15 protein-coding genes and 4 CRISPR repeat arrays (2 of these 19 running past the window's edge) are annotated in these 19,696 nt (G+C 70.3%); of the genes, 13 read left to right on the forward strand and 2 right to left on the reverse strand.

From position 1 onward, the window contains the following. A CRISPR array of direct repeats spans positions 1-1,506; the repeat unit is 37 nt; unit sequence GTTGCGACCCTCGGCCAGCCCGAAGGCTGACCGCCAC (it extends 268 nt beyond the left edge of the window). 266 nt (positions 1,507-1,772) lie between these two features. The 8 genes from ACFXKZ_RS49290 (at position 1,773) to ACFXKZ_RS49325 (ending at position 10,063) form a co-directional block, all read left to right on the forward strand. Next, a complete protein-coding gene (locus tag ACFXKZ_RS49290) occupies positions 1,773-3,983 on the forward strand; it encodes a CRISPR-associated endonuclease Cas3'' (RefSeq protein ID WP_380013973.1) in 2,211 nt (736 codons plus the stop codon). Then, positions 3,980-4,705: a type I-C CRISPR-associated protein Cas5c gene (gene cas5c, locus ACFXKZ_RS49295; RefSeq protein WP_380013976.1), complete on the forward strand. Its 726-nt coding sequence runs from the start codon at positions 3,980-3,982 to the stop codon at positions 4,703-4,705. The genes ACFXKZ_RS49290 and cas5c overlap by 4 nt, the downstream gene beginning before the upstream one ends. A 3-nt stretch (positions 4,706-4,708) precedes the next feature. Beyond that, entirely contained in the window at positions 4,709-6,511 is a 1,803-nt protein-coding gene (gene cas8c, locus ACFXKZ_RS49300; protein WP_380013979.1) for a type I-C CRISPR-associated protein Cas8c/Csd1, read from the forward strand. 50 nt (positions 6,512-6,561) lie between these two features. Beyond that, complete coding sequence (gene cas7c / locus ACFXKZ_RS49305; RefSeq protein WP_380013982.1) at positions 6,562-7,416, forward strand: type I-C CRISPR-associated protein Cas7/Csd2; 855 nt, start codon at positions 6,562-6,564, stop codon at positions 7,414-7,416. Then, positions 7,413-8,084 (forward strand): CRISPR-associated protein Cas4, encoded by a 672-nt coding sequence (gene cas4, locus ACFXKZ_RS49310; protein ID WP_380013985.1) that lies wholly within the window; start codon positions 7,413-7,415, stop codon positions 8,082-8,084. Before cas7c ends, cas4 begins: the two co-directional genes overlap by 4 nt. Positions 8,085-8,099: 15 nt before the next feature. Then, positions 8,100-9,134 (forward strand): type I-C CRISPR-associated endonuclease Cas1c, encoded by a 1,035-nt coding sequence (gene cas1c, locus ACFXKZ_RS49315; RefSeq protein WP_380013988.1) that lies wholly within the window; start codon positions 8,100-8,102, stop codon positions 9,132-9,134. Further along, complete coding sequence (cas2, locus tag ACFXKZ_RS49320; RefSeq protein ID WP_380013991.1) at positions 9,131-9,424, forward strand: CRISPR-associated endonuclease Cas2; 294 nt, start codon at positions 9,131-9,133, stop codon at positions 9,422-9,424. Before cas1c ends, cas2 begins: the two co-directional genes overlap by 4 nt. Before the next feature lie 108 nt (positions 9,425-9,532). After that, positions 9,533-10,063: a hypothetical protein gene (locus ACFXKZ_RS49325; RefSeq protein ID WP_380014060.1), complete on the forward strand. Its 531-nt coding sequence runs from the start codon at positions 9,533-9,535 to the stop codon at positions 10,061-10,063. A gap of 438 nt (positions 10,064-10,501) precedes the next feature. Continuing rightward, positions 10,502-11,872: a CRISPR direct-repeat array (repeat unit 28 nt; unit sequence GTCGGCCCCGCGCGAGCGGGGATGTTCC). Positions 11,873-12,100: 228 nt separating this feature from the next. On the opposite strand, the gene ACFXKZ_RS49330 is transcribed toward ACFXKZ_RS49325, so the two are convergent. Next, positions 12,101-12,493 (reverse strand): hypothetical protein, encoded by a 393-nt coding sequence (locus tag ACFXKZ_RS49330; RefSeq protein ID WP_380013994.1) that lies wholly within the window; start codon positions 12,491-12,493, stop codon positions 12,101-12,103. 29 nt (positions 12,494-12,522) lie between these two features. Here ACFXKZ_RS49330 and ACFXKZ_RS49335 point away from each other — a divergent pair, with 29 nt between their 5' ends. The 5 genes from ACFXKZ_RS49335 (at position 12,523) to ACFXKZ_RS49355 (ending at position 18,094) form a co-directional block, all read left to right on the forward strand. After that, entirely contained in the window at positions 12,523-12,942 is a 420-nt protein-coding gene (locus ACFXKZ_RS49335; protein WP_380013997.1) for a glycosyltransferase family 4 protein, read from the forward strand. Then, entirely contained in the window at positions 12,942-13,808 is an 867-nt protein-coding gene (locus ACFXKZ_RS49340; protein WP_380014063.1) for a 5'-3' exonuclease H3TH domain-containing protein, read from the forward strand. Before ACFXKZ_RS49335 ends, ACFXKZ_RS49340 begins: the two co-directional genes overlap by 1 nt. A 29-nt stretch (positions 13,809-13,837) precedes the next feature. Continuing rightward, complete coding sequence (locus tag ACFXKZ_RS49345; RefSeq protein WP_380014000.1) at positions 13,838-14,419, forward strand: PIG-L deacetylase family protein; 582 nt, start codon at positions 13,838-13,840, stop codon at positions 14,417-14,419. A 1,604-nt stretch (positions 14,420-16,023) separates the two neighbouring features. After that, positions 16,024-16,598: direct repeats of the CRISPR family, unit length 28 nt; unit sequence GTCGGCCCCGCGCAGGCGGGGATGTTCC. Between the two features lie 131 nt (positions 16,599-16,729). Then, entirely contained in the window at positions 16,730-16,888 is a 159-nt protein-coding gene (locus ACFXKZ_RS49350; protein WP_380014003.1) for a hypothetical protein, read from the forward strand. A 3-nt stretch (positions 16,889-16,891) separates the two neighbouring features. Next, entirely contained in the window at positions 16,892-18,094 is a 1,203-nt protein-coding gene (locus ACFXKZ_RS49355) for a methyltransferase domain-containing protein (protein ID WP_380014006.1), read from the forward strand. Between the two features lie 856 nt (positions 18,095-18,950). Here ACFXKZ_RS49355 and ACFXKZ_RS49360 read toward each other — a convergent pair. Then, positions 18,951-19,361 (reverse strand): tol-pal system YbgF family protein, encoded by a 411-nt coding sequence (locus ACFXKZ_RS49360; RefSeq protein ID WP_380014009.1) that lies wholly within the window; start codon positions 19,359-19,361, stop codon positions 18,951-18,953. Between the two features lie 151 nt (positions 19,362-19,512). After that, a CRISPR array of direct repeats spans positions 19,513-19,696; the repeat unit is 28 nt; unit sequence GTCGGCCCCGCGCGAGCGGGGATGTTCC; it runs 2,286 nt beyond the window's last position.

Below are 19,696 nucleotides of genomic sequence, written 5' to 3' on the forward strand. Positions count from 1 at the left end.
GCATCATCGTGTGCAACCAGTTGCGACCCTCGGCCAGCCCGAAGGCTGACCGCCATCGCCGTGGGTTGCGCGGTACCCCGCAGGATTTCGTAGTTGCGACCCTCGGCCAGCCCGAAGGCGGACCGCCACTTGGAACTCGGCTGGCGACCCAAACCGCGCGGCCCCGTTGCGATCCACGGCCAGCCCAAAGGCTGACCGCCACGGAGCGCGCCGAGCTGCTGCGGCGGTTGCGCAAGCAGTTGCGATCCACAACCGGCCCGAAGGTCGGTCGCCACCATGCGCGCCGCCGTCACCGTGATCGAGGACATCGTGTTGCGATCCCCGGTCGGCCCGAAGATCGACCGCCACTTAAGGGCGTTCTCGCCCTTGTTGACCACCCAATCGTTGCGATCCCCGACCAGCCCGAAGGCTGGCCGCCACCGGCAGGCCGTCGCCTCGGGTGCCCGACTTCCCGTTGCGATCCCCGACCAGCCCGAAGGTCGGTCGCCACCGGCGGCAGCACCTCGATCGCGGACATCGCGGCGATGTTGCGATCCACGACCGGCCCGAAGGTCGGTCGCTACTCCGCGTCCACGTCCACGTCGACTCGACGCGGCCGTAGTTGCGATCCCCGACCGACCCGAAGCCGGTCGCACTCTGGACTCTGCTCATAGGACCAACCGGAGAGGGGCGGTTGCGATCCCCGACCGACCCGAAGGTCGGTCGCCACGGGTCCTCCACAGTGATCACGAGGGCCGAGCAGGTGTTGCGATCCCCGACCGGCCCGAAGGTCGGTCGCCACCTACGTGCGCTGATCCCGCACTCACACCGGCCCAACGTTGCGATCCTTGGCCAGCCCGAAGGCTGACCGCCACGCCCAGTGAGGGGCGATCGCTGCCGGCGCTCGGGTCGTTGCGACCCTCGGCCAGCCCGAAGGCTGACCGCCACCCAGCCATGCCGGGCCCGCACCGAGCGCCGGCGGGTTGCGACCCTCGGCCAGCCCGAAAGCCGACCGCCACTCGGGGGCGGGGGCGGGTCCGCCGCGCCGCCTGTTCGTTGCGACCCTCGGCCAGTCCGAAGGCTAACCGCCACCCCTCCGGTTTCCTCCCGTGTATGGCTCGTCCTATGCGTTGCGACCCTCGACCGGCCCGAAGGTCAGTCGCCACCGCAATTCCGGGACCAGCGGCCACGCTGATCACGTCGTTGCGATCCCTAGCCGACCCGAAGGTCGACCGCCACTCGCCATCCCCCACCATGCCCGCGCGAACTGCTCGTTGCGACCCTCGACCAGCCCGAAAGCTGGCCGCCATCCGGCTGGTCGACCCGGCGGACCACCGCTGGATGACGTTGCGACCCTCGACCAGCCCGAAGGCTGGCCGCCATTGATTCTTCCTCTGACGCGCCCTGCGCGCAGGGATGTTGCGACCCTCGACCAGCCCGAAGGCTGGCCGCCATCGCCGAGTTCCTGGGCGAGGCGGATCAACTCGGCGTTGCGACCCTCGACCAGCCCGAAGGCTGGCCGCCATCCTGCCTGAGCAGGGGAAACGTATCGAAAAATTTCTTCGCGAGGTACTGCCGTGTCGTCGATTGTGGTCGAAACGGACTTTCGGCTTCGGTGTGGTTCGCGTGTCGCGTGTGTGCTTGTGGTTCCGAAGCGGCGCTCTCGGGGGGCTTTTTCGATTCGGGTCCATGATGTGTGGGCAACGCCCTAGATTTTCATCTGCCGGGTGTCCGAGGCGGGTTCCGTCTCCGGTCGGTTCGTCGCGTCCCCACCCGGTTTTCAAGGAGCCTTCATGCGTTTATTGGCGCACAGCGTCAACGATTCCGGTGTTCGACACGGCCTCGACGAGCACCTGCGTGGTACGGCCGTCCGGTCCGGTGAGTTCGGGTCGGTGTTCGGTGGTGGTGCGGCGGCGGGCTATCTGGGGGTCGTGCACGACGTCGGGAAGGGCGCGTGTGCCTGGCAGTCGAAACTGCTGGCCGTCGAGGCGGCCGGTGGTGGGCGGGTGGGGCTCGACCACAAGCGCGCGGGAGCTCTCCTGGCGCAACGCGCGTTGCCGCCCACGCTCGCCCGGATCGTGATCGGGCACCACGGCGGGCTCCCCGACACCCAGACCCTGAAGGACGAACTCCACGCCGCTGCCGGGGCCGTCGAGGAACTCGAGGCCACCATCGCCGCGGTCGCCGAACTCGTGCCCGAGATCCTTCCGGACGTGTCGCCGTCGCTTCCGACGTGGTTGGCGTCCGTTCCGAAAGCCGAACTCGGCCTCGCCTACGACCTGTTGATCCGGATGCTGTTCAGTTGCGTCGTCGACGCGGATTTCCTCGACACTTCGGCGCACTTCGACAGCGGGGCGGCGGCGCTGCCACCGGCTCCGGCCGTCCCGGAGCTCCTGCGCCGGTTCGAGCAGCGCCGTATGGAGAAGCTCCGCGACCGGCCGAGGAACGATCTCTCCCGTCTTCGTGACGACGTGTACGCCCGTACCGCCGCCGCGGCAGTGCTTCCGCCGGGCATCCACCGCCTCGGTGTGCCCACCGGTGCCGGGAAGACGTTCGCCGCCGGCGGGTTCGGGCTCCACCACGCGGTGAAGTGGGGTCTGCGGCGGGTCGTGGTGGCGGTTCCGTTCATCTCGATCACCGAGCAGAACTCGGCCGTCTACCGTGATCTCCTGGAGCGCGACGGCGACGCGGCGCCGTCGTTGTTGGAACACCACAGTGCGGTCGATCTCGACGCGGCCCCGCGCGGTGCGAAGCTCGCCGCGGAGAACTGGGACTCGCCGTTCGTCGTCACCACGACGGTGCGCCTGTTCGAGTCGCTGTTCTCGCGCAAGCCCGCCGCGATGCGGCGGCTGCACCGCCTGGCCGGCGCGGTGATCGTCCTCGACGAGGTCCAGGCACTGCCCGATCCGTTGTTGATGCCGATCCTGTCCGTGCTGCGCGGGTTGTGCGACCACTACGGGACGACGGTGCTGCTCACGTCGGCGACCCAGCCCGAGTTCATGGCGGTGTCCGGGTTCGAGGGCGCGCGGGCGGTCGACGTGATCCCCGATCCGGCGCCGTTGTACGCGAGGTTGCGGCGCGTCGACTACGAGTGGCGCCTGGCGCCGCAGCCGTTGCTCGAGGACATCGCCGTGGAGGCGGCGGACCTGCCGCAGGCCCTGGTCGTGGTGAACACGACCGCGAACGCGGCCACCGTGCACCGCGCCCTGGCCGAGGAACGCCCGTCCGATCTCGGCCCGGCACTGCACCTGTCGACCCGCATGGCCCCCCGGCATCGGCGGGAGAACCTCGCCCGGATCGGGAGGCTCCTCGAGCAGGGCAAGCCGGTCGCCGTCGTCGCCACGCCACTCGTCGAAGCCGGTGTCGACGTCGACTTCCCCGTGGTCTACCGCGCGTTCGCCCCGGCGGAGTCCCTGCAGCAGGCGGCCGGTCGCTGCAACCGCGAAGGCCGCCTGCCCGCACCCGGCCGGGTCGTGGTGTTCGACCCGTGCAACGGAGGGCGCCCGAACGGCGAACCGTACAAGCAGGCGATGCAGGCGACCATGGAGAACTTCGGCCCCGGTCTCGCCGACCCGGACGACCTGGACGCGTTGGCCCGCTACTACCGGCTGCGGTACGGCCGTCTCGGCGACGACGGCCTGGGCCGCCGCATCCAGGACCTGCGCGCCCGCCTGGACTATCCGCAGGTGGCGGCGGAGTTCCGCATGATCGACGACCAGGCGACCAGCCCCGTCGCCGTCCTGATGGACGACGACGAGGCCCAGGACATCGTGCGCGCCGCGGTACGGGCGCTGCGGTCGCCGTACCCGTGCGGCCCGCAGCCCCTGCGGGACCTGCAGCCCTACACCGCGTCGCTGCCGCGCTCGGCCGCACGCAAGGCCGTGCAGGCCGGCCACGCCGAGCCGGTGGTCAGGGACCTGCTGCTGTGGGTCAGCGACTACCACTCCGAACGCGGTATCGATCTCGAACAGCCCGAGAACAGCGAGGACTTCACGTCTTGGTGACCAAACGCAACCGGCATTCGGCTCCTCCGCTCGTGGTCGAGGTGTCCGGGCCGCTCGCCTGTTTCACCCGCCCCGAGTTGAAGGTCGAACGCGTCAGCTATCCCGTCATGACGCCGTCCGCGGCGCGGGGTCTGTTGGAGGCGATCTTCTGGAAGAAGGAATTCCGCTACGACGTGGTCAAGATCGAGGTCCTCGCACCCGTGCGCTGGTTCAGCCTGCGCCGCAACGAGGTCAAATCCGTCGTGACCCCGCCGCGGATCCGTGAACTGCGCCGGGACCCGAGCCGCCGGTACGACGTGGAGGAGGACCGGGACCAGCGCAACACCGTCGCGCTGCGCGACGTCGCCTACCGCATCCACGCGCACGTCGACCTCGCGCCGCACACCACCGCGACCGAGGCCAAGTACCGCGACCAGTTCCGGCGCCGTGTCGAACGCGGGGCGTGTTTCTCCCAGCCGTTCCTCGGCTGCCGCGAGTTCGCCGCCGACTTCGGCCCCGCCACCACCCGCCCACCGATCCGCCACGACGAGGCCCCCGAGGACGGCGAGGAACTCGGCGTGATGCTCCACTCGATCGTCTACACCGACACGGGGGAGCGGTACCGCTGGTTCCGTGCCCGACTCGAACAGGGCGTCCTGCACGTACCCGAACACCCGCTGTCGGACACCGAGGTCGACATGCCCGCACGCTCCGCCCGGGCCCGACGCGCCGCCGAGGGCTGACCGATGCTCCTGCGCGAACTCCGCGACCACGCACGCACCCGCACCGACATGCCGCCCCTCTACTACGTCCCCAAGGCCCTGCGCTGGTTCATCCCGCTCACCGAGAACGGCGACCTCGCCCCCGGCGGCCTGGTCGACCTGCGCCCCGCCACGGGGGCGAAGGGACCCAAGGGCAAACTCGTCCCCGCGCCCGACGCCTACCGCGCCGGCATCCACCCACCACCGCTGCTGCTGTGCGACACCGCCGAATACGTCCTCGCCGTCGCCCGCGACGACAGCCCCAAAGCCGACGCCCAGGCCGACCGCCGGTGCGCCGCGTTCGTCGACCTGGCCCGCCGCTGGACCGACCGCGCGGCCGACCACGACCCCGTCGCCCGCGCCCTCGCCCGCTTCCTCGACGCCGACGGCCTGGCCCACGTCCCCATCCCCGACGATCTCGTCGCGGCGGACTGGGTCGGCATCATGGTCGACGCCGCATGGGTGCACCTGCGGCCGACCGCGCAGACCGAGTGGTGCGCGATCGTCGCCGAACGCAAGGGCGGCGGCCGCCAAGGCCTGTGCCTGGTCTGCGGCGACCACGGCAACCTGCTGTCCACCCTCCCGGAGAGCATCAAAGCCGGCGCCATCCCCACCTCCGGGCAGGCCCGCAAGACCCAACTCGTCAGCATCAACTCCGCCGCCCAGGCCCGCGAGGGACTCCTCCAACTCGCCAACACGCCCATCTGCGACGGCTGCGGCTCCACCGGCGTCGCCGCCCTCAACGCCCTCCTCGCCGACGAACGCCACCGCCGCCGCGGCACCACCTCCAGCCTCGTCTGGTGGACCCGCGACCCCCTCGACGACGACCCCATCGCGGCCTTCGACGCCCCCCAGCCGGACGACGTCCGCCACCTCCTCGACACCCTCCACAAACCCGCCCACAACCGCGCCGCGAACGAGCGCGTCGACCCCAACCGCTTCTACAGCCTGACCCTGGGCACGAACAGCTCCCGCGTCGTCGTCCACGACTGGATCGACATCCCCATCGACGAACTCCGCCGCAACCAGGGCGCCTGGTTCACCGACCACGAGACCCGCGACGGCTGGAACCGCACCTCCGTCTGGTACCCGCTGTGGCGCCTGACCCAGGCCGCCGGCCGCTGGGACAAGACCACCAACCGCTACACCAACACCCTCGTCCCCGACGGCCTCGACAACGCCCTCCTCCGCAGCGCCCTCAACCACCAACCACCCCCCGCACACCTGCTGGCGCACCTGCTCGGCCGCATCCGCTCCGACCGCCGCGTCGACGGCCCCCGCGCCGCACTCCTACGCCTGATCCTCGAACGCTCGCCCCACGGAGGAACCACCATGCCCGGACTCGACCCGGACGCCACCGACCCGGGATACCTGTGCGGCCGGCTCTTCGCCCTGTACGAGAGCACCCAATACGCCGCACTCTCCGCCGTCGGGGAGAACGGCCGCCGCCAAGGCGTCAACGCCACGGTCGCCGACAAGTTCTACGGCTCGGCCACCACCGCCCCCAGGCACGTCCTGCTCACCCTCGACCGCGGATCCAAGGCCCACCTCAAGCGCCTGCGCCGTGACCGACCCGGAACCGCGGTCGCCCTCGGCAAGCAGATCGGCGCGGTCTGGGCACGCTTCGACGCGACCGCGGAGGACGTCCTGCCCGCCACCCTCTCGCCGCGACAGCAGGCGCGCTTCGCCCTCGGCTACTACCACCAACAACAGTCCGGCTTCGAAGCCGCCGCCGAACGCGCCGAAACCAAAGCCGCCGCCGCGGCGGCGGACACCCGCCAACCCTGACCGCAACCCCGGAACACCCCGAACCCCTTCCGACTCCCAGGAGCACCCCTGTGACCGCACCGCACCTCGACCCCACCCGCAAGCACGACTACGTCTTCATGGTCGACGTCCGCGACGGCAACCCCAACGGCGACCCCGACGCCGGCGGCATGCCCCGCCTCGACCCCGTCACCAGCCAAGGACTCATCACCGACGTCGCGATCAAGCGCAAGATCCGCAACGTCATCCCCCTCCTCAACGAAGGCCGCGCCGGCTACGACATCTACGTCGAGGCCGGCGTCGCCCTCAACGCCCAACACGAACGCGCCTACACCGCCCTCGGCGACACCACCACCCCCGTCGACGCCCAGAAATGGATGTGCGAAACGTTCTACGACATCCGCATGTTCGGCGCCGTCATGACCACCGGCACCAAACACGCCGGACGCGTCCAAGGCCCCATGCAACTCACCTTCGCCCGCTCCGTCGACGAAGTCCTGCCCCTCGACATCGGCATCACCCGCGTCACCCAGACCCGCCAGGCCGACATCGACAAGGGCGAAAGCACTGAAATGGGCTCCAAACACATCGTCCCCTACGGCCTGTACATCGGCGAAGGCCACTTCAGCGCCCCCCTCGCCACCCGCACCGGCGTCACCACCGACGACCTCGAAGCCTTCTGGCGCGCCTTCACCCTCATGCTCGACCACGACCGCGCATCCACCCGCGGCTCCATGAGCCTGCGCGGCCTGTACGTCTTCACCCACGACGACGCCTACGGCCGCGCCCCCGCCCGCCAACTCCTCGACCGCGTACACGTACAACCCATCGGCACCGGCCCCGCCCGAGGCTTCGACGACTACAAAATCGAAATCCTCGACGGCGACCTCCCCGCCGGCATCACCCTCACCCGCATCGTGGGATGACCCCACCCCACCACCACCCCGGAACAGCGGCCGCCGAGCCGGCCCAGGTACCGATCTCGGCCCTGGAACACCACACGTACTGCCCCCGCCAAGCCGGCCTGATCCTCCTCGAGGACGCCTTCGCCGACGACGCCGCCACCGTCCGCGGCACCATCCTCCACGAACGCGTCCACACCCCCGGACACGAAACCCGCCCCGGCACCAAAACCCTCCGCGCACTGCCCGTCTGGCACGACACCCTCGGCCTGACCGGAGTGTGCGACGTCGTGGAAATCCGCCGCAAAACCGTCACGCCCGTCGAACACAAATCCGGCCGCTACCAACCCGGCGGCCCCGGCGACGTCCAGGTCGCCGCACAAGCCATGTGCCTCGAGGCCATGTTCGACACCACCATCGACACAGCCGTCGTCTGGTCCGCCACCGACCGCCGCCGCCACGAAGTCGCCGTCGACGCCGCACTCAGGGCCACCGTCGAAACCACCACCGCCGCCGTCCGCGCCATGCTCACTGCGGCTTCACTCCCGGCCGCACCCGCCGACAAACGCTGCCGACGCTGCTCCATGGCCGAATCCTGCATGCCCAAAGTCCTCGCCGGCGACCGCCGCTACCGCCAGGCCCTCGCCGACCTGTACCGCACACCCACCGACGAGCCACCCACGCCCACCTGACCCGAAGAGCACCCCATGCCCACCGAAATCCTCAACACCCTCTACGTACAAACCCAAGGCGCTTCACTGCACCTGGACGAGGACAGCATCCGCGTCGCCCTCCCCGACACCCCCGGACGCAAAACCCTGCCCCTCCGTCGCATCGAATCCATCGTCGTCTACGGCCACATCAACCTCTCCACCGAACTCATCGCCCGCTGCGCCGACGACAACAGACCCATCGTCTGGATGTCGAGGAGCGGGCGCTTCACCGCCCGCCTCGAAGGCCCCACGCGAGGCAACGTCCTCCTCCGCCACGCACAACACCGAATCCACGACGATGAGGCCGCACGCCTGGAAATCGCTCGGGCGTTCGTCGCCGGGAAAATCCGCAACAGCCGCCGCATACTCCTCAGAGCGGGCCGGGACGCCCGCGATTCGGCCCAGATCGGCCTGCGCGCCGCAGCCGAGGAACTCGCCGAGGCCGTGACGTGGCTGCCGGACGCCAAAAACCTCGAAGAACTCATGGGCATGGAAGGTCAATCGAGCCGCACGTACTTCGCCGTGCTGCCGCTGGCTCTGAGCAAGGGAACCGACTTCCCGCCGTTCACCAGGCGTTCCAAACGCCCGCCGACCGATCCCACCAACGCCCTCATCTCCTTCCTCTACGGCCTCCTGCGCAACCTCGCCCAGGGCGCCGCGGAACAGGTGGGACTCGACCCACACGTCGGCTTCCTCCACGGCCTCCGCCCCGCAAAGCCGGCCCTGGCCCTCGACCTCATGGAGGAGTTCCGCCCCGCCTTCGCCGATCGTCTGGCTCTCACTCTGATCAACCGCCGCACACTCCGCATCGAACACTTCGACGAACTCTCCGGCGGCGCCTGGCAACTCAACGACGACGGCCGCAAGATCGTCTTCGAAGGCTGGCAGGACACCCGACGCCAGGAATGGGACCACCCGATCGCCGCACGCCCCGTCCCCGCCGGCCTCCTGCCCGTCATGCAGGCCCGTATCCTCGCCCGCCACCTCCGCGGCGAACTCCCCGGCTACCTCCCCTGGACACCCGCATGATGGACCTCCTCCTCACCTACGACGTCGACACCACCACACCCGAAGGCTGCCGACGCCTCCGCAAGGTCGCCAAACTCTGCGAAGGCTACGGAAACCGCGTCCAACAATCCGTCTTCGAGGTAGCCACGGACGACATCGGCCTCCTCAAACTCCTCGCCGCAGTCAAGAGCCTCATCAACGCCGACCTGGACAGCATCCGCATCTACCGACTTCCCGGGAACGGCTTCGAAGCCGTCCACACCGTGGGCACGGCCCGACTCCTGGCACACCGCGACGACTTCGTCTTCTAGCCATCCCGGAACCCGAACAGCGGCAGTCAACGCACGAACACAAGCCCGGACTGTGCCTCGTTTGAAACCGACCGACCCTTCCCCGAAGGTCCGGAGCGCAACAGGGCACTGCTCTTCTACCCGGGTACCGCAGCGGGCGGCTTCTCACTCGGTCCGGTCATCAGGGGGCTGCTGACCACGATCGGCTGGCGTCAGGTGTTCTTCGTACCGGTAGTGCTGACCGCAGTGATCCTGGCCTTGGCCCTCGCGGTGTTGCCGCGCGACGAACGTCCGGAGCGCCGGACCGGGGCTTCGATGTGGACGGCGCGATGTTGCTGCTGGGGTACGAGGTCGTGCGGCTGGAGCACCCGGCGCGCGGTCCCGGGTGGACCGCGGCGGTGTTCGCGGCCGGGATCGCGCTGCTGCTCGCCTTCGTGGCGGTGGAGCGTCGGTCGTCGGCGCAGCCGGTACGGCTGGGCATCCTGCGCTCCGGGGCGTTGCTGCGGGCGAACCTGGGGGCGATGTTGTTCGGCGGCTCATTCTTCGAGTTCCAGCTCCTCGCGGTGTTCTACCTGCAGGAGGTGCGCGGTTGGTCGACGCTGGAGACCGGCTTCGCGCTGCCTGCGGTGGGGGTGGACGCGGTACTCGCGCCGATCGTGACGCCGCGTCTGGTCGAGCGATTCGGAAACCTGCGGGTGATCCTCGGCGGGATGCTGCCGGCGGCGGTCGTTACGGGCTGTCCTGCCGATCGATGCGACACCACCTATGTGGCGAGGTTCCCGACCATGTTGCTGATCGGGTCGCGTTCCCGCTCGCCTACGGGCCGCTCACGATCACGGCGACGGACGGGAGCGAGGTTCCAGCGCAGCGCAACGGCGTGCTGGTCGGCCGATCCGGCCTGCGTCGAGGACGGGGTCCGCTCCGGCCTTGCCCACATCGGCGGGTCCGGATCGAACGGCGCTTTGCATGTGGAGGGGAGTGCTTGGGTGAACTACGGTGGTCGGCGGAGATTCACGTCGTCGAAGGCGACACGTGGGTGGCAAGATGCAACCGAACGAAAACGCTGTTACCGACTGGTAGATCCCCAGGTCATCCAGCGTCGGCCCCGCGCGAGCGGGGATGTTCCGTCTCATCCGAGTTGAGGGCGCGGCCGGTCTCGGTCGGCCCCGCGCGAGCGGGGATGTTCCCTGGTTCTTCGTGCCCTTCAGCGGCAGCAGCCCGTCGGCCCCGCGCGAGCGGGGATGTTCCCGTCGGCCCGGCCCGGCGATCGAGGTTCCGGAGGTCGGCCCCGCGCGAGCGGGGATGTTCCCACCCCACGAGAGGTATCGAGATGACCCCCGCAGTCGGCCCCGCGCGAGCGGGGTTGTTCCCCGCGACGCGGACCCGACCCGGAGACCGCAGAGGTCGGCCCCGCGCGAGCGGGGATGTTCCGCGGTACGGACAGCGCGAGGTGCTGTGGGCCCTGTCGGCCCCGCGCGAGCGGGGATGTTCCCGAGTTGATCCGGCGCTGCTCGTCCAGGTACTCGTCGGCCCCGCGCGAGCGGGGATGTTCCCGGGCGGGCGGGCGCGGCGCGTTCGATGCCGAAGTCGGCCCCGCGCGAGCGGGGATGTTCCCGAGAACGGGGGGACGGTCACCTTGCTGATCAGGTCGGCCCCGCGCGAGCGGGGATGTTCCCACCTGGCCGTGGCCGGATACGACCGCGACAGGGTCGGCCCCGCGCGAGCGGGGATGTTCCCGGCTTCCCCACAGTGGCAGGTCTCGATGATGAGTCGGCCCCGCGCGAGCGGGGATGTTCCGGGACTCCGCAAGGAACTCCTGCCCAAGGAGGAGGTCGGCCCCGCGCGAGCGGGGATGTTCCCTGATGGAGCAGTAGCGGCCCGGCCCTGGGTGGGTCGGCCCCGCGCGAGCGGGGATGTTCCGGTCGTCAACGCGTGCGTGTGGCTGATCGTGGCGTCGGCCCCGCGCGAGCGGGGATGTTCCCCACGGGATCGATCACCCACCACGTGTTCGCGTGTCGGCCCCGCGCGAGCGGGGATGTTCCCCGCTGTCCGTTCCGAAAGATCGCGACCTTCGCGTCGGCCCCGCGCGAGCGGGGATGTTCCGGGGCAGATCCGCGGTTGCCTCGCTCGGGCCCGGTCGGCCCCGCGCGAGCGGGGATGTTCCCTGACGGCGCTGTACCGCGAGATGGACCCGGACGTCGGCCCCGCGCGAGCGGGGATGTTCCCAGACTGGGCAGAACCAGATCTTGGCGCACCTCGTCGGCCCCGCGCGAGCGGGGATGTTCCCCGGCATCACCACGTGGGTTCTGACCACGGAGAGTCGGCCCCGCGCGAGCGGGGATGTTCCCGTCTACAACAGCGGGATCAGGTCGGTCTGGAAGTCGGCCCCGCAAGCGCGGGGATGTTCCCGCCTCGGTCAGGGTGACGACCACGGGCACCAGGTCGGCCCCGCGCAGGCGGGGGATTCGGTTCCTCGACGATTTCGGCGCCCGCTACGCGACGCGCCGCCGGTGCCTGCCGACATCCACGTCGAAGGCGGAGTCGACACCGATGGCTGCGATCCTTGGTCGACCCGAGGGTCGACCGCCACGCGTGGACGCGGACTCTCTACGGCACCCCAACGGTGAGATCACCTCCGGACTCCCAGCTGTGCTGCTCCGGCGCCGCGAGTACCCCGGACGGATGCGGCACGAAGCGTCAGATCGTTCGGATCGTGTCCCCGCCCTCCACGACACATTCGCGTCGACCGCGCCGGACCTCGCGGCGGACCACCGCGTGACCTGGCGTCCACCGGGCGGGGTGCCCCTGCTCCACTCCACCCTGGTCATACCGGACGGCTTCGAAAGCCATCCCCTCACCGACACCCGAGACTTCCAGGACCTCGGCCTGGGCTGCTTCCACTACGACTGGGACCTCCCACGCATGGTGGTCACCGCCCTCCTCGGCGTCCCCCGGCCTGCCGTCGAGCATGTCGGCGGCTTCGAGCCAGCGTTCGGCGCCCTGGGGTGGGGCATGGAGGACACCCACCTCGGCGCGGCCCTCATCGCCTCCGGGCTCACGGTCGTTCCGCTTCGCCAGGCCGTCGGCCACCACCTTGACCCCGCCGACGCGGACACACAGTGGAAGAGAAAGCTGGAGTCCTGGCCGCACACCCACGCCCTGTACCGGAAACTCCTCGACGGTCCGCGCTGCCCGCCCTGCCCTGGGACGAGGTCCCCACCTGGCTGGCCGAGGCGTCGGCGATCATCGTGCCGTCCAGCCGCGAAACGTTCGGCCTCGTGGCGGCCGAGGCGATGAGCGTCGGCACCCCGTTCGTGTCCCACCGCACCGGGAATCTTCCCGACCTTCTGGCGGGCGTGCCCGGCGCGGACAGGCTTCTTGTGGAACCGGCGCTGGGGTCACCCGGACTGGTGGCGGCCGTCCACGAACTCCTGGCGAACCCGGTAACCTACGCCGCAGTCACCTGGGCCGTGTACTACGCCGCGTCGGACTATCGGCCCATCCGAGTCGCTGAGACCTTCCTCAAGGCGGTGTCGTGATGGGTTCTTTCCTGCCCGCGCGCGTATGTCCGTTGCTCCTGGTCGACGGCCACCACCTGCTGTGGTCGGCCACGTTTGGCTTCCCCGCCGAGATCCGCTCCCGCGACAAGTCACGGGAACTCACCGGCGCGTTCGCCTTCTTCGCCCTGCTGCGGTGCGTCGTCCGCGACGACCTCGACACCACCGCCCCGGAGATCATCGTCGTCTTCGACGGCGAACAGGGCTCGGCCGCCCGCCAGACCGAGGACGTCGACTACAAGGCGAACCGGCCCACCACGCCCGAAGCCCTCAAGCCGCTGCAGTTCCTTCAGCCCGTCAAGGACGGTCTCGATGCGTTCGGGTATGCCTGGATGGAGATCGAGAACGCAGAGGCGGACGACTCCATCGCCACCCTCGCCCGCGCCCACCCGGACCGGCCGGTGCGGATCATGTCCGGCGACCAGGACTACTACCAACTCCTGGACACCGACAACGTACGCATCATCAACCGCTCCCGCAACGCCGGGAAGCGCGTCATCGGCCCCGAGGAAGTCACCGGCCGCTTCAAGGTCACGCCCGCCCAATGGGCCGATTACCGCAGCCTCACCGGAGACCCTTCCGACAACATCCCCGGCGTGCGCGGCGTCGGCCCCGGCGCCGCCGCGAAGTACCTCGCCGGCGGCCTCACCCTGGACGAACTGCCCGAGAGCGGACGCCTCACAGGCACCAAGGGGCAGGCGGTCCACGATGCCTGGGGTGACGTGCTGCGCTGGCGCGACATGATCCGCATGCGCACCGACGTCCCCGTCACCGCACACCCCACCGGCCTGCCCAGCCCCGAACTGCCCAAGGCGGCGGACATCATCGCCAAGCTGGGCCTGTGGTGACGCCCCGCCCCGGACGGGTCCTCGCGGTCATGGCCCACCCGGATGACGCCGAACTGTGGTGCGGCGGAACCCTCGCACTCCACGCGCGGCACGCCGACGTACTCGTCGCGGTCGCCGCGCACGACCGACTACGCGACCGGGAAGCGGCAACAGGCGCCGCCGAACTCGGCGCGGACCTACGTCTGATACCCGGAATCGACGCGGGCGCCGTCCACGACCTGATCAACGCCTTCAGGCCCGAGGTCGTCGTCACCCATCCGATCCGCGACGTCCATCCCCAGCACGCGGCCGTCGCCTGGACCGTCGTCGAGGCGCTGCCCGAGGTCGTGATCGCCACCGGCCATCCGCGGCGCCTGTACACGTGTGACACCTACAACTCGCTGACCCTGGACGGCCCCGTCCACGCCGACACGATCGTCGACGTCACCGCGACGTTCCCGACGAAGATGCGCGCCCTGCGGGCGCACACGTCCCAGCCCATCGAGGACCACTTCGGCCCCATGGCCGACACACTCGCGCGTCTGTGGGGCGCCCGCATCGACGCCGCCCGTGCCGAGGCCTATACCGCAATCCCCATCCTCGGACGCGTGCCCGCCTCCCCCTGCCTGTGACACCACCATTCCCGACGCCCGCCCGCAGGGCCGAGACTCGAAGGGATCATCCCTCGTGCCCACGCACCCGACCGCGCCGAAGCCGTGTACCAATACAACGACCTCACCGGCACCCGACAGGTCTCGTTGGTGAGCCCAGCCATAAGGAGCGGGCCCTGACCACCTACGACGGCGCCCTCACCCCTCTGGCCGAACACAAGGTCGCCGGCCTCGCGAACCGCGCCGCGGCCATCGCCGTCGACTCCGGATCCTCCGCCCTGGGCCTGATCCTGCGCGGCCTCGGCGCCCGCCCGGGCCCGACGAACTCGTCGTGTGTACCGACCGAGCACCCCGACGAACTGCGCATCGCTGGCATCCCCATGCTCTGACCAGGCTGCCGCGCCCAGCGCGACTGGCTCCTCGTCGTTTACATGGGCAACGTCTGGACCAGTAGACGGGGATGTTCCCGGCTTCCCGTGTCTGTCGACGTGTGGCAGTGTGTCGGCCCCGCGCACGCGGGGATGTTGCCAGCGATTCAGCTTCTGAGGAGTTCCCGTGGCAGTCGGCCCCGCGAGCGCGGGGATGCTCCTGGCCAAGGCCACGAAGCACACTGCATAGGGAGGTCGGCCCCGCGAGCGCGTGGCCCTCGCGCAGCGCAGGAGCGGGCCGGTCGGTCGATCCGGCGGGTGCCGAGGGCGGGTTCACCCTCCCGATCGTGCGGGGCACGGCCGGTCCGGCGCGAGCGTCGCTTCCACGCGCGCAGTCCGGGTGCCGGGGCGCAGCGGGAAGCCGGTGGTTCGCTCCGCACCCTGTCGAGGACGGAATATGCTCCGACCGTGCCCGCCTCGGCCGCTCCGGGTCGAGACGCTTCGCCGCACGGAGGGCAGCGCTTGGGTGAACTACCGTGGTCTCGACGGAGGTTCAGGTCATCGAAGACGACACATGGGCGGCGAGATGCAACCGAATGAAAACGCTGCTACCGACTGGTAGAACCCCAGGTCGTCCAGTGTCGGCCCCGCGCGAGCGGGGATGGTCCGACCACACGCACGACACGGGCGGCCTGGGGCTCGTCGGCCCCGCGCGAGCGGGGATGGTCCCAGCGTACGGATCACGGCGCGCGGCATGTCCGAGTCGGCCCCGCGAACGCGGGATGTTCCCGCCGGTCGTACACGTGGGAGTACACGCCGCAGATCGGCCTCGCGTGAGCGGGGATGGTCCGCTCACCGAGCAGGGCATCGCGGCGAACCGTCCGTCGGCTCCGCAGGTGCGGGGGTGTTCCCTGCGTCTGCGGTAAGGATCTGCACCGCACCACAGTGTGCTGCTGCGGACACATCGGCGGCTCCCTTCCGACACGACGGCGTCCGGCCGCCCTGAGGAGCGTGGTCCTGGCGCAGCGCAGCGGTGTGCCGGTCGGCGCATCCGACCGGCGTCGAGAACGGTCGCCCCCGGTCGTGCCGGCTTCGGTCGGTCAGGATCGATCGCCCCCTTCGACGCGCGGAGGTGGCGGTCGGGTGAACTACCGTGATGTCGGCGGAGGTTCACCTCGCCGAAGTCCACGCATGGGTGGCATGATGCAACCGAGCGAAAAAGCTGTTACCGACTGGTAGACGCCCAGGTCATCCAGTGTCGGCCCCGCGCAGGCGGGGATGTTCCCGCCCTGCGCCGCGCGCTCGATCTGCCTCTCCTGTCGGCCCCGCGCAGGCGGGGATGTTCCTCTCGGCGTCCACATCCGGCCGGGCGACGGGAAGTCGGCCCCGCGCAGGCGGGGATGTTCCCCCGGAGCGGTGGCGTGGGGTTGGCCGCCTACGGTCGGCCCCGCGCAGGCGGGGATGTTCCTGTCACCACCGGGTGTCACTTTTTGCTGCGGCTGTCGGCCCCGCGCAGGCGGGGATGTTCCCCGGCTCGACCATATTCGCTGGTGTTTCAGCGGGTCGGCCCCGCGCAGGCGGGGATGTTCCGCTGCGAGGCAGGCACATCGAAAATGGGCTGTTGTCGGCCCCGCGCAGGCGGGGATGCTCCACGCACCGCCCCGGTGGACCGCCGGGCGTGACGTCGGCCCCGCGAGCCCGGGGATGTTCCCCGATCCCGCAGGACCAGTGAGACCGGAGGATCGTCGGCCCCGCGAGCGCGGGGATGTCCCCTACTACAGCGACGTCACCGTCGCCGACATCGAGTCGCCCCGCGCGAGTGGGGATGCTTCCCCGGCCACGCCATTGTCGTTCGCAGGGCACGGTCAACCTGTGAGTGCGGGGTTTCCGACGCTGCGGGAACGGTCGTACCGTGGTCGCGTACCGCGTCCGTCACAGACCGTATCGGCAACCGTCCGGGCGCATGCTCGGTTCGATCGGTGCCGACGACCGTGAAGGAAACGACATGGGTGATCATTCGAGCCCCATCGAAAAGGACGGGAACCAGCCGGGGCGGCCGATTCCGCCGCCGATCCTGCCCGACAAGCCGCCGAATCCGGGAACTCCCAAGAAGGACAAGTGAAGCGTGACGAGTGAAGCCGCAGAGCGGGCCCCGGCTGGCCTGCTCCGTCTGGTGGAGCAGGCCACGGGCCCGTTGCCCGATCGCTGGCGCGAAGCGTTCGAGCAGGTTCCGCGCGCCGCGTTCGCGCCGAACGTCGTGTGGGTGCAACTCGCCGACGGGCTGCCGGATCATGTGCCGTGCGACCGGGCGACGGATCCCGAGCGTTGGGCGGCGGAGGTGTGGTCCGACGTGCCGGTGGTCATCCAGGTCCGCGACGGCCGCGATCCCGAGCCGGGGGAGCCGGCCTGGCCCTCGTCCTCGGTGTCGCAGCCGTCCATCGTCGCGGCCACGCTCGTGGCGCTCGACGTCGCGGACGGGCACCGCGTCCTGGAGATCGGTACCGGCGGCGGATGGAACGCCGGGCTGCTCACCCACCGCCTGGGCGACGCGAACGTCGTCACGGTGGAGGTCGATCCGGGGTTGGCTGCGGCGGCACGGACACGACTCGACACCCTCGGACTCCACCCCACCGTCGTAACCGGCGACGGCGCCGACGGATGGGCCGCCGGCGCGCCGTACGACCGGATCATCGGCACCTGTTCGGTGACCCGCGTCCCCGCCGCGTGGATCCGGCAGACGACACCGGACGGCCTGATCGTCACCCCTTGGGCCACCTCGTGGACCGCGTACGGGAACGTCGTCCTGACACCCGACCACCGCGGCGGCGCACGCGGCCGGTTCACGCACGGCGGCGCTTTCATGACGATGCGCAGACACCGCTCCCGCGTCCGCGACGTCGCCGCGACCGTCGTGCGCCCGGGTGACGTCCCGGACACCGGCACCACCACGCTGTCGCCCTGGGACGTCGCGGGCGGAGACCGACACGCCGAGGCGGTCTTGGGCCTGATGCTGCCCGGCCTGCGCACCCACTGGAACGACGACCCGGAACCGGGCGACGACTTCCGCTCCCGACTGTGGATCTGGGACGACGCCCTCACCTCCTGGGCCACGATCGACTACGACGGCCGCCAACTCGACACCTTCGGGGTACGCCAGCACGGACCCCGACGCCTGTGGGACGAGACCGTGGCGGCTTGGACCGGGTGGACGACCGCCGGCCGACCGGCCTTCGACGCGTTCGGCCTCGACGTCGCCGCCGACGGCACACAGACCGTGTGGTGCGGCGACCCGGACGGCCCGTCATGGCCGGTGCCCACAGACCGCTGACCCCGAATCGGCTCCGCGTATACGGGAATTCGGTTCTTCGACGTTCCCGTGTGCCTGTGTACGAACGCGCCGCCGGTGCATGCCGACGCCCGTGTCGAGGGCCGGAACGGCGGTGCCGTTGGCCGCGACCCCAGTCCGCCCGGATCGAACCACCGCCCGACGGGAGCAAGGAGGCAATCGAGTGAACTACCTAGGTGACGCCCGGGGTTCACCTCGGCATGGACGACACATGGGCGGCAACATGCAACCGAACGAAAATACTGTTACCGACTGGTAGAACCCCAGGTCATCCAGTATCGGCCCCGCGAACGCGGGGATGTTCCTGGTCGCCGGGTCCGTACGCGCCACCGGCACCAATCGGCCCCGCGAACGCGGGGATGTTCCGACGATCGCCTCGTTGCTGCGGTGGCTCGGCCAATCGGCCCCGCGAACGCGGGGATGTTCCGTTCACCTTCCGCCCCCGGGACCAGGACCCCGAATCGGCCCCGCGAACGCGGGGATGTTCCCGGCCTCGGTTGGCAGGCTTGTCACCCACGGACGCCGAGCGGCGGGACGCGGTGGAGTGGTCGGCCCCGCGCGAGCGGGGGTGCTTCCTGCGGGCCGGGTGCTGTCGATTCGCTTCCTCGGATCCGGTCGCCTGTTCCCGTTGTTTGTCGGCCCCGCGAACGCGGGGACGGTTCGACGAACTTGCGAACGCCGGAGGGCAACGAGGGGTTGTTCGGACTCACGCACAAGTGCCGTTCGGTAGCTCTATCCCCGGGGCTCCGAACCTGCTCCATCCCGGAGCCTTCGATTCGGCGGTCGGGCGGGACGGACGTTCGCGCCGGCTCGTTTGGTGGGGTCGGTGGTTCGTGTGTCACGGCCCATTTGCTGTCCGGCCCTGGCTCCCGGTGCCCGATCTTTGGAGGAGAGCGGCGGTGGCGGGTATGCGGGCGTGGGGGCGGAGTCGGGCGCGCATGAGGGCGACCGCGCTGTCGGCCCGTCCGCAGCGCACGTTCGCGTGTTCGTCCAGGAGCGTGGTCCAGGCCTGGCACGCCTCGTCGAGGCGGCCGAGGTCGAGGAGCATCTCGGCGAGGATCCCGGAAAAGACGGCGCGGTGAGTGCGTTCGTGGGTGGGGCGGGCCCGGTTGCTGCGGTCCATGGCGGCTGCTGCGGTCTCGAGGTCGCCGAGGGCGCGGTGGGTCAGAGCGGCGGTGTGTTCGAGGGAGGCGGCGTGGAAGCTGCCGCTGGATCCTGGCGCAGCGCAGCGACGAGCCGGTCGGTCCATCCGGCCAGTGCCGAGGGCCGGGTTGCGGCGGTGGTGGGGTGAACTACGGTGATGCGAGCGGAGCTTGCCTCGCTGAAGACGACGCGTGGGTGGCATGATGCAACCGAACGAAAAAGCTGTTACTCGCTGGTAGATGCCCAGGTCATTCAGTGTCGGCCCCGCGCGAGCGGGGATGTTCCCTCGCTCCCCCGGTACGACCAGGGCAGGCGCATGTCGGCCCCGCGCGAGCGGGGATGTTCCCAGGTAGACGCCGCCGCCCGGGTCGCTGATCGGGTCGGCCCCGCGCGAGCGGGGATGTTCCCCGCGGGTGTCCGACCACGGCGACCGCGGCAGAG

Origin of the sequence: Embleya sp. NPDC059237 (genome assembly GCF_042754105.1) — a bacterium.
Taxonomy (GTDB): Bacteria; Actinomycetota; Actinomycetes; order Streptomycetales; family Streptomycetaceae; genus Embleya.

What these genes read in the sequence shown, in the direction of transcription:
- ACFXKZ_RS49290 (WP_380013973.1), top strand. Translation starts at nt 1,773, where the DNA reads ATGCGTTTATTGGCGCACAGCGTCAACGATTCCGGTGTTCGACACGGC.
- cas8c (WP_380013979.1), top strand. Translation starts at nt 4,709, where the DNA reads ATGCTCCTGCGCGAACTCCGCGACCACGCACGCACCCGCACCGACATG.
- cas4 (WP_380013985.1), top strand. Translation starts at nt 7,413, where the DNA reads ATGACCCCACCCCACCACCACCCCGGAACAGCGGCCGCCGAGCCGGCC.
- cas1c (WP_380013988.1), top strand. Translation starts at nt 8,100, where the DNA reads ATGCCCACCGAAATCCTCAACACCCTCTACGTACAAACCCAAGGCGCT.
- cas2 (WP_380013991.1), top strand. Translation starts at nt 9,131, where the DNA reads ATGATGGACCTCCTCCTCACCTACGACGTCGACACCACCACACCCGAA.
- ACFXKZ_RS49340 (WP_380014063.1), top strand. Translation starts at nt 12,942, where the DNA reads ATGGGTTCTTTCCTGCCCGCGCGCGTATGTCCGTTGCTCCTGGTCGAC.
- ACFXKZ_RS49345 (WP_380014000.1), top strand. Translation starts at nt 13,838, where the DNA reads ATGGCCCACCCGGATGACGCCGAACTGTGGTGCGGCGGAACCCTCGCA.
- ACFXKZ_RS49350 (WP_380014003.1), top strand. Translation starts at nt 16,730, where the DNA reads ATGCTCGGTTCGATCGGTGCCGACGACCGTGAAGGAAACGACATGGGT.
- ACFXKZ_RS49360 (WP_380014009.1), bottom strand. Translation starts at nt 19,361, where the DNA reads ATGGACCGACCGGCTCGTCGCTGCGCTGCGCCAGGATCCAGCGGCAGC.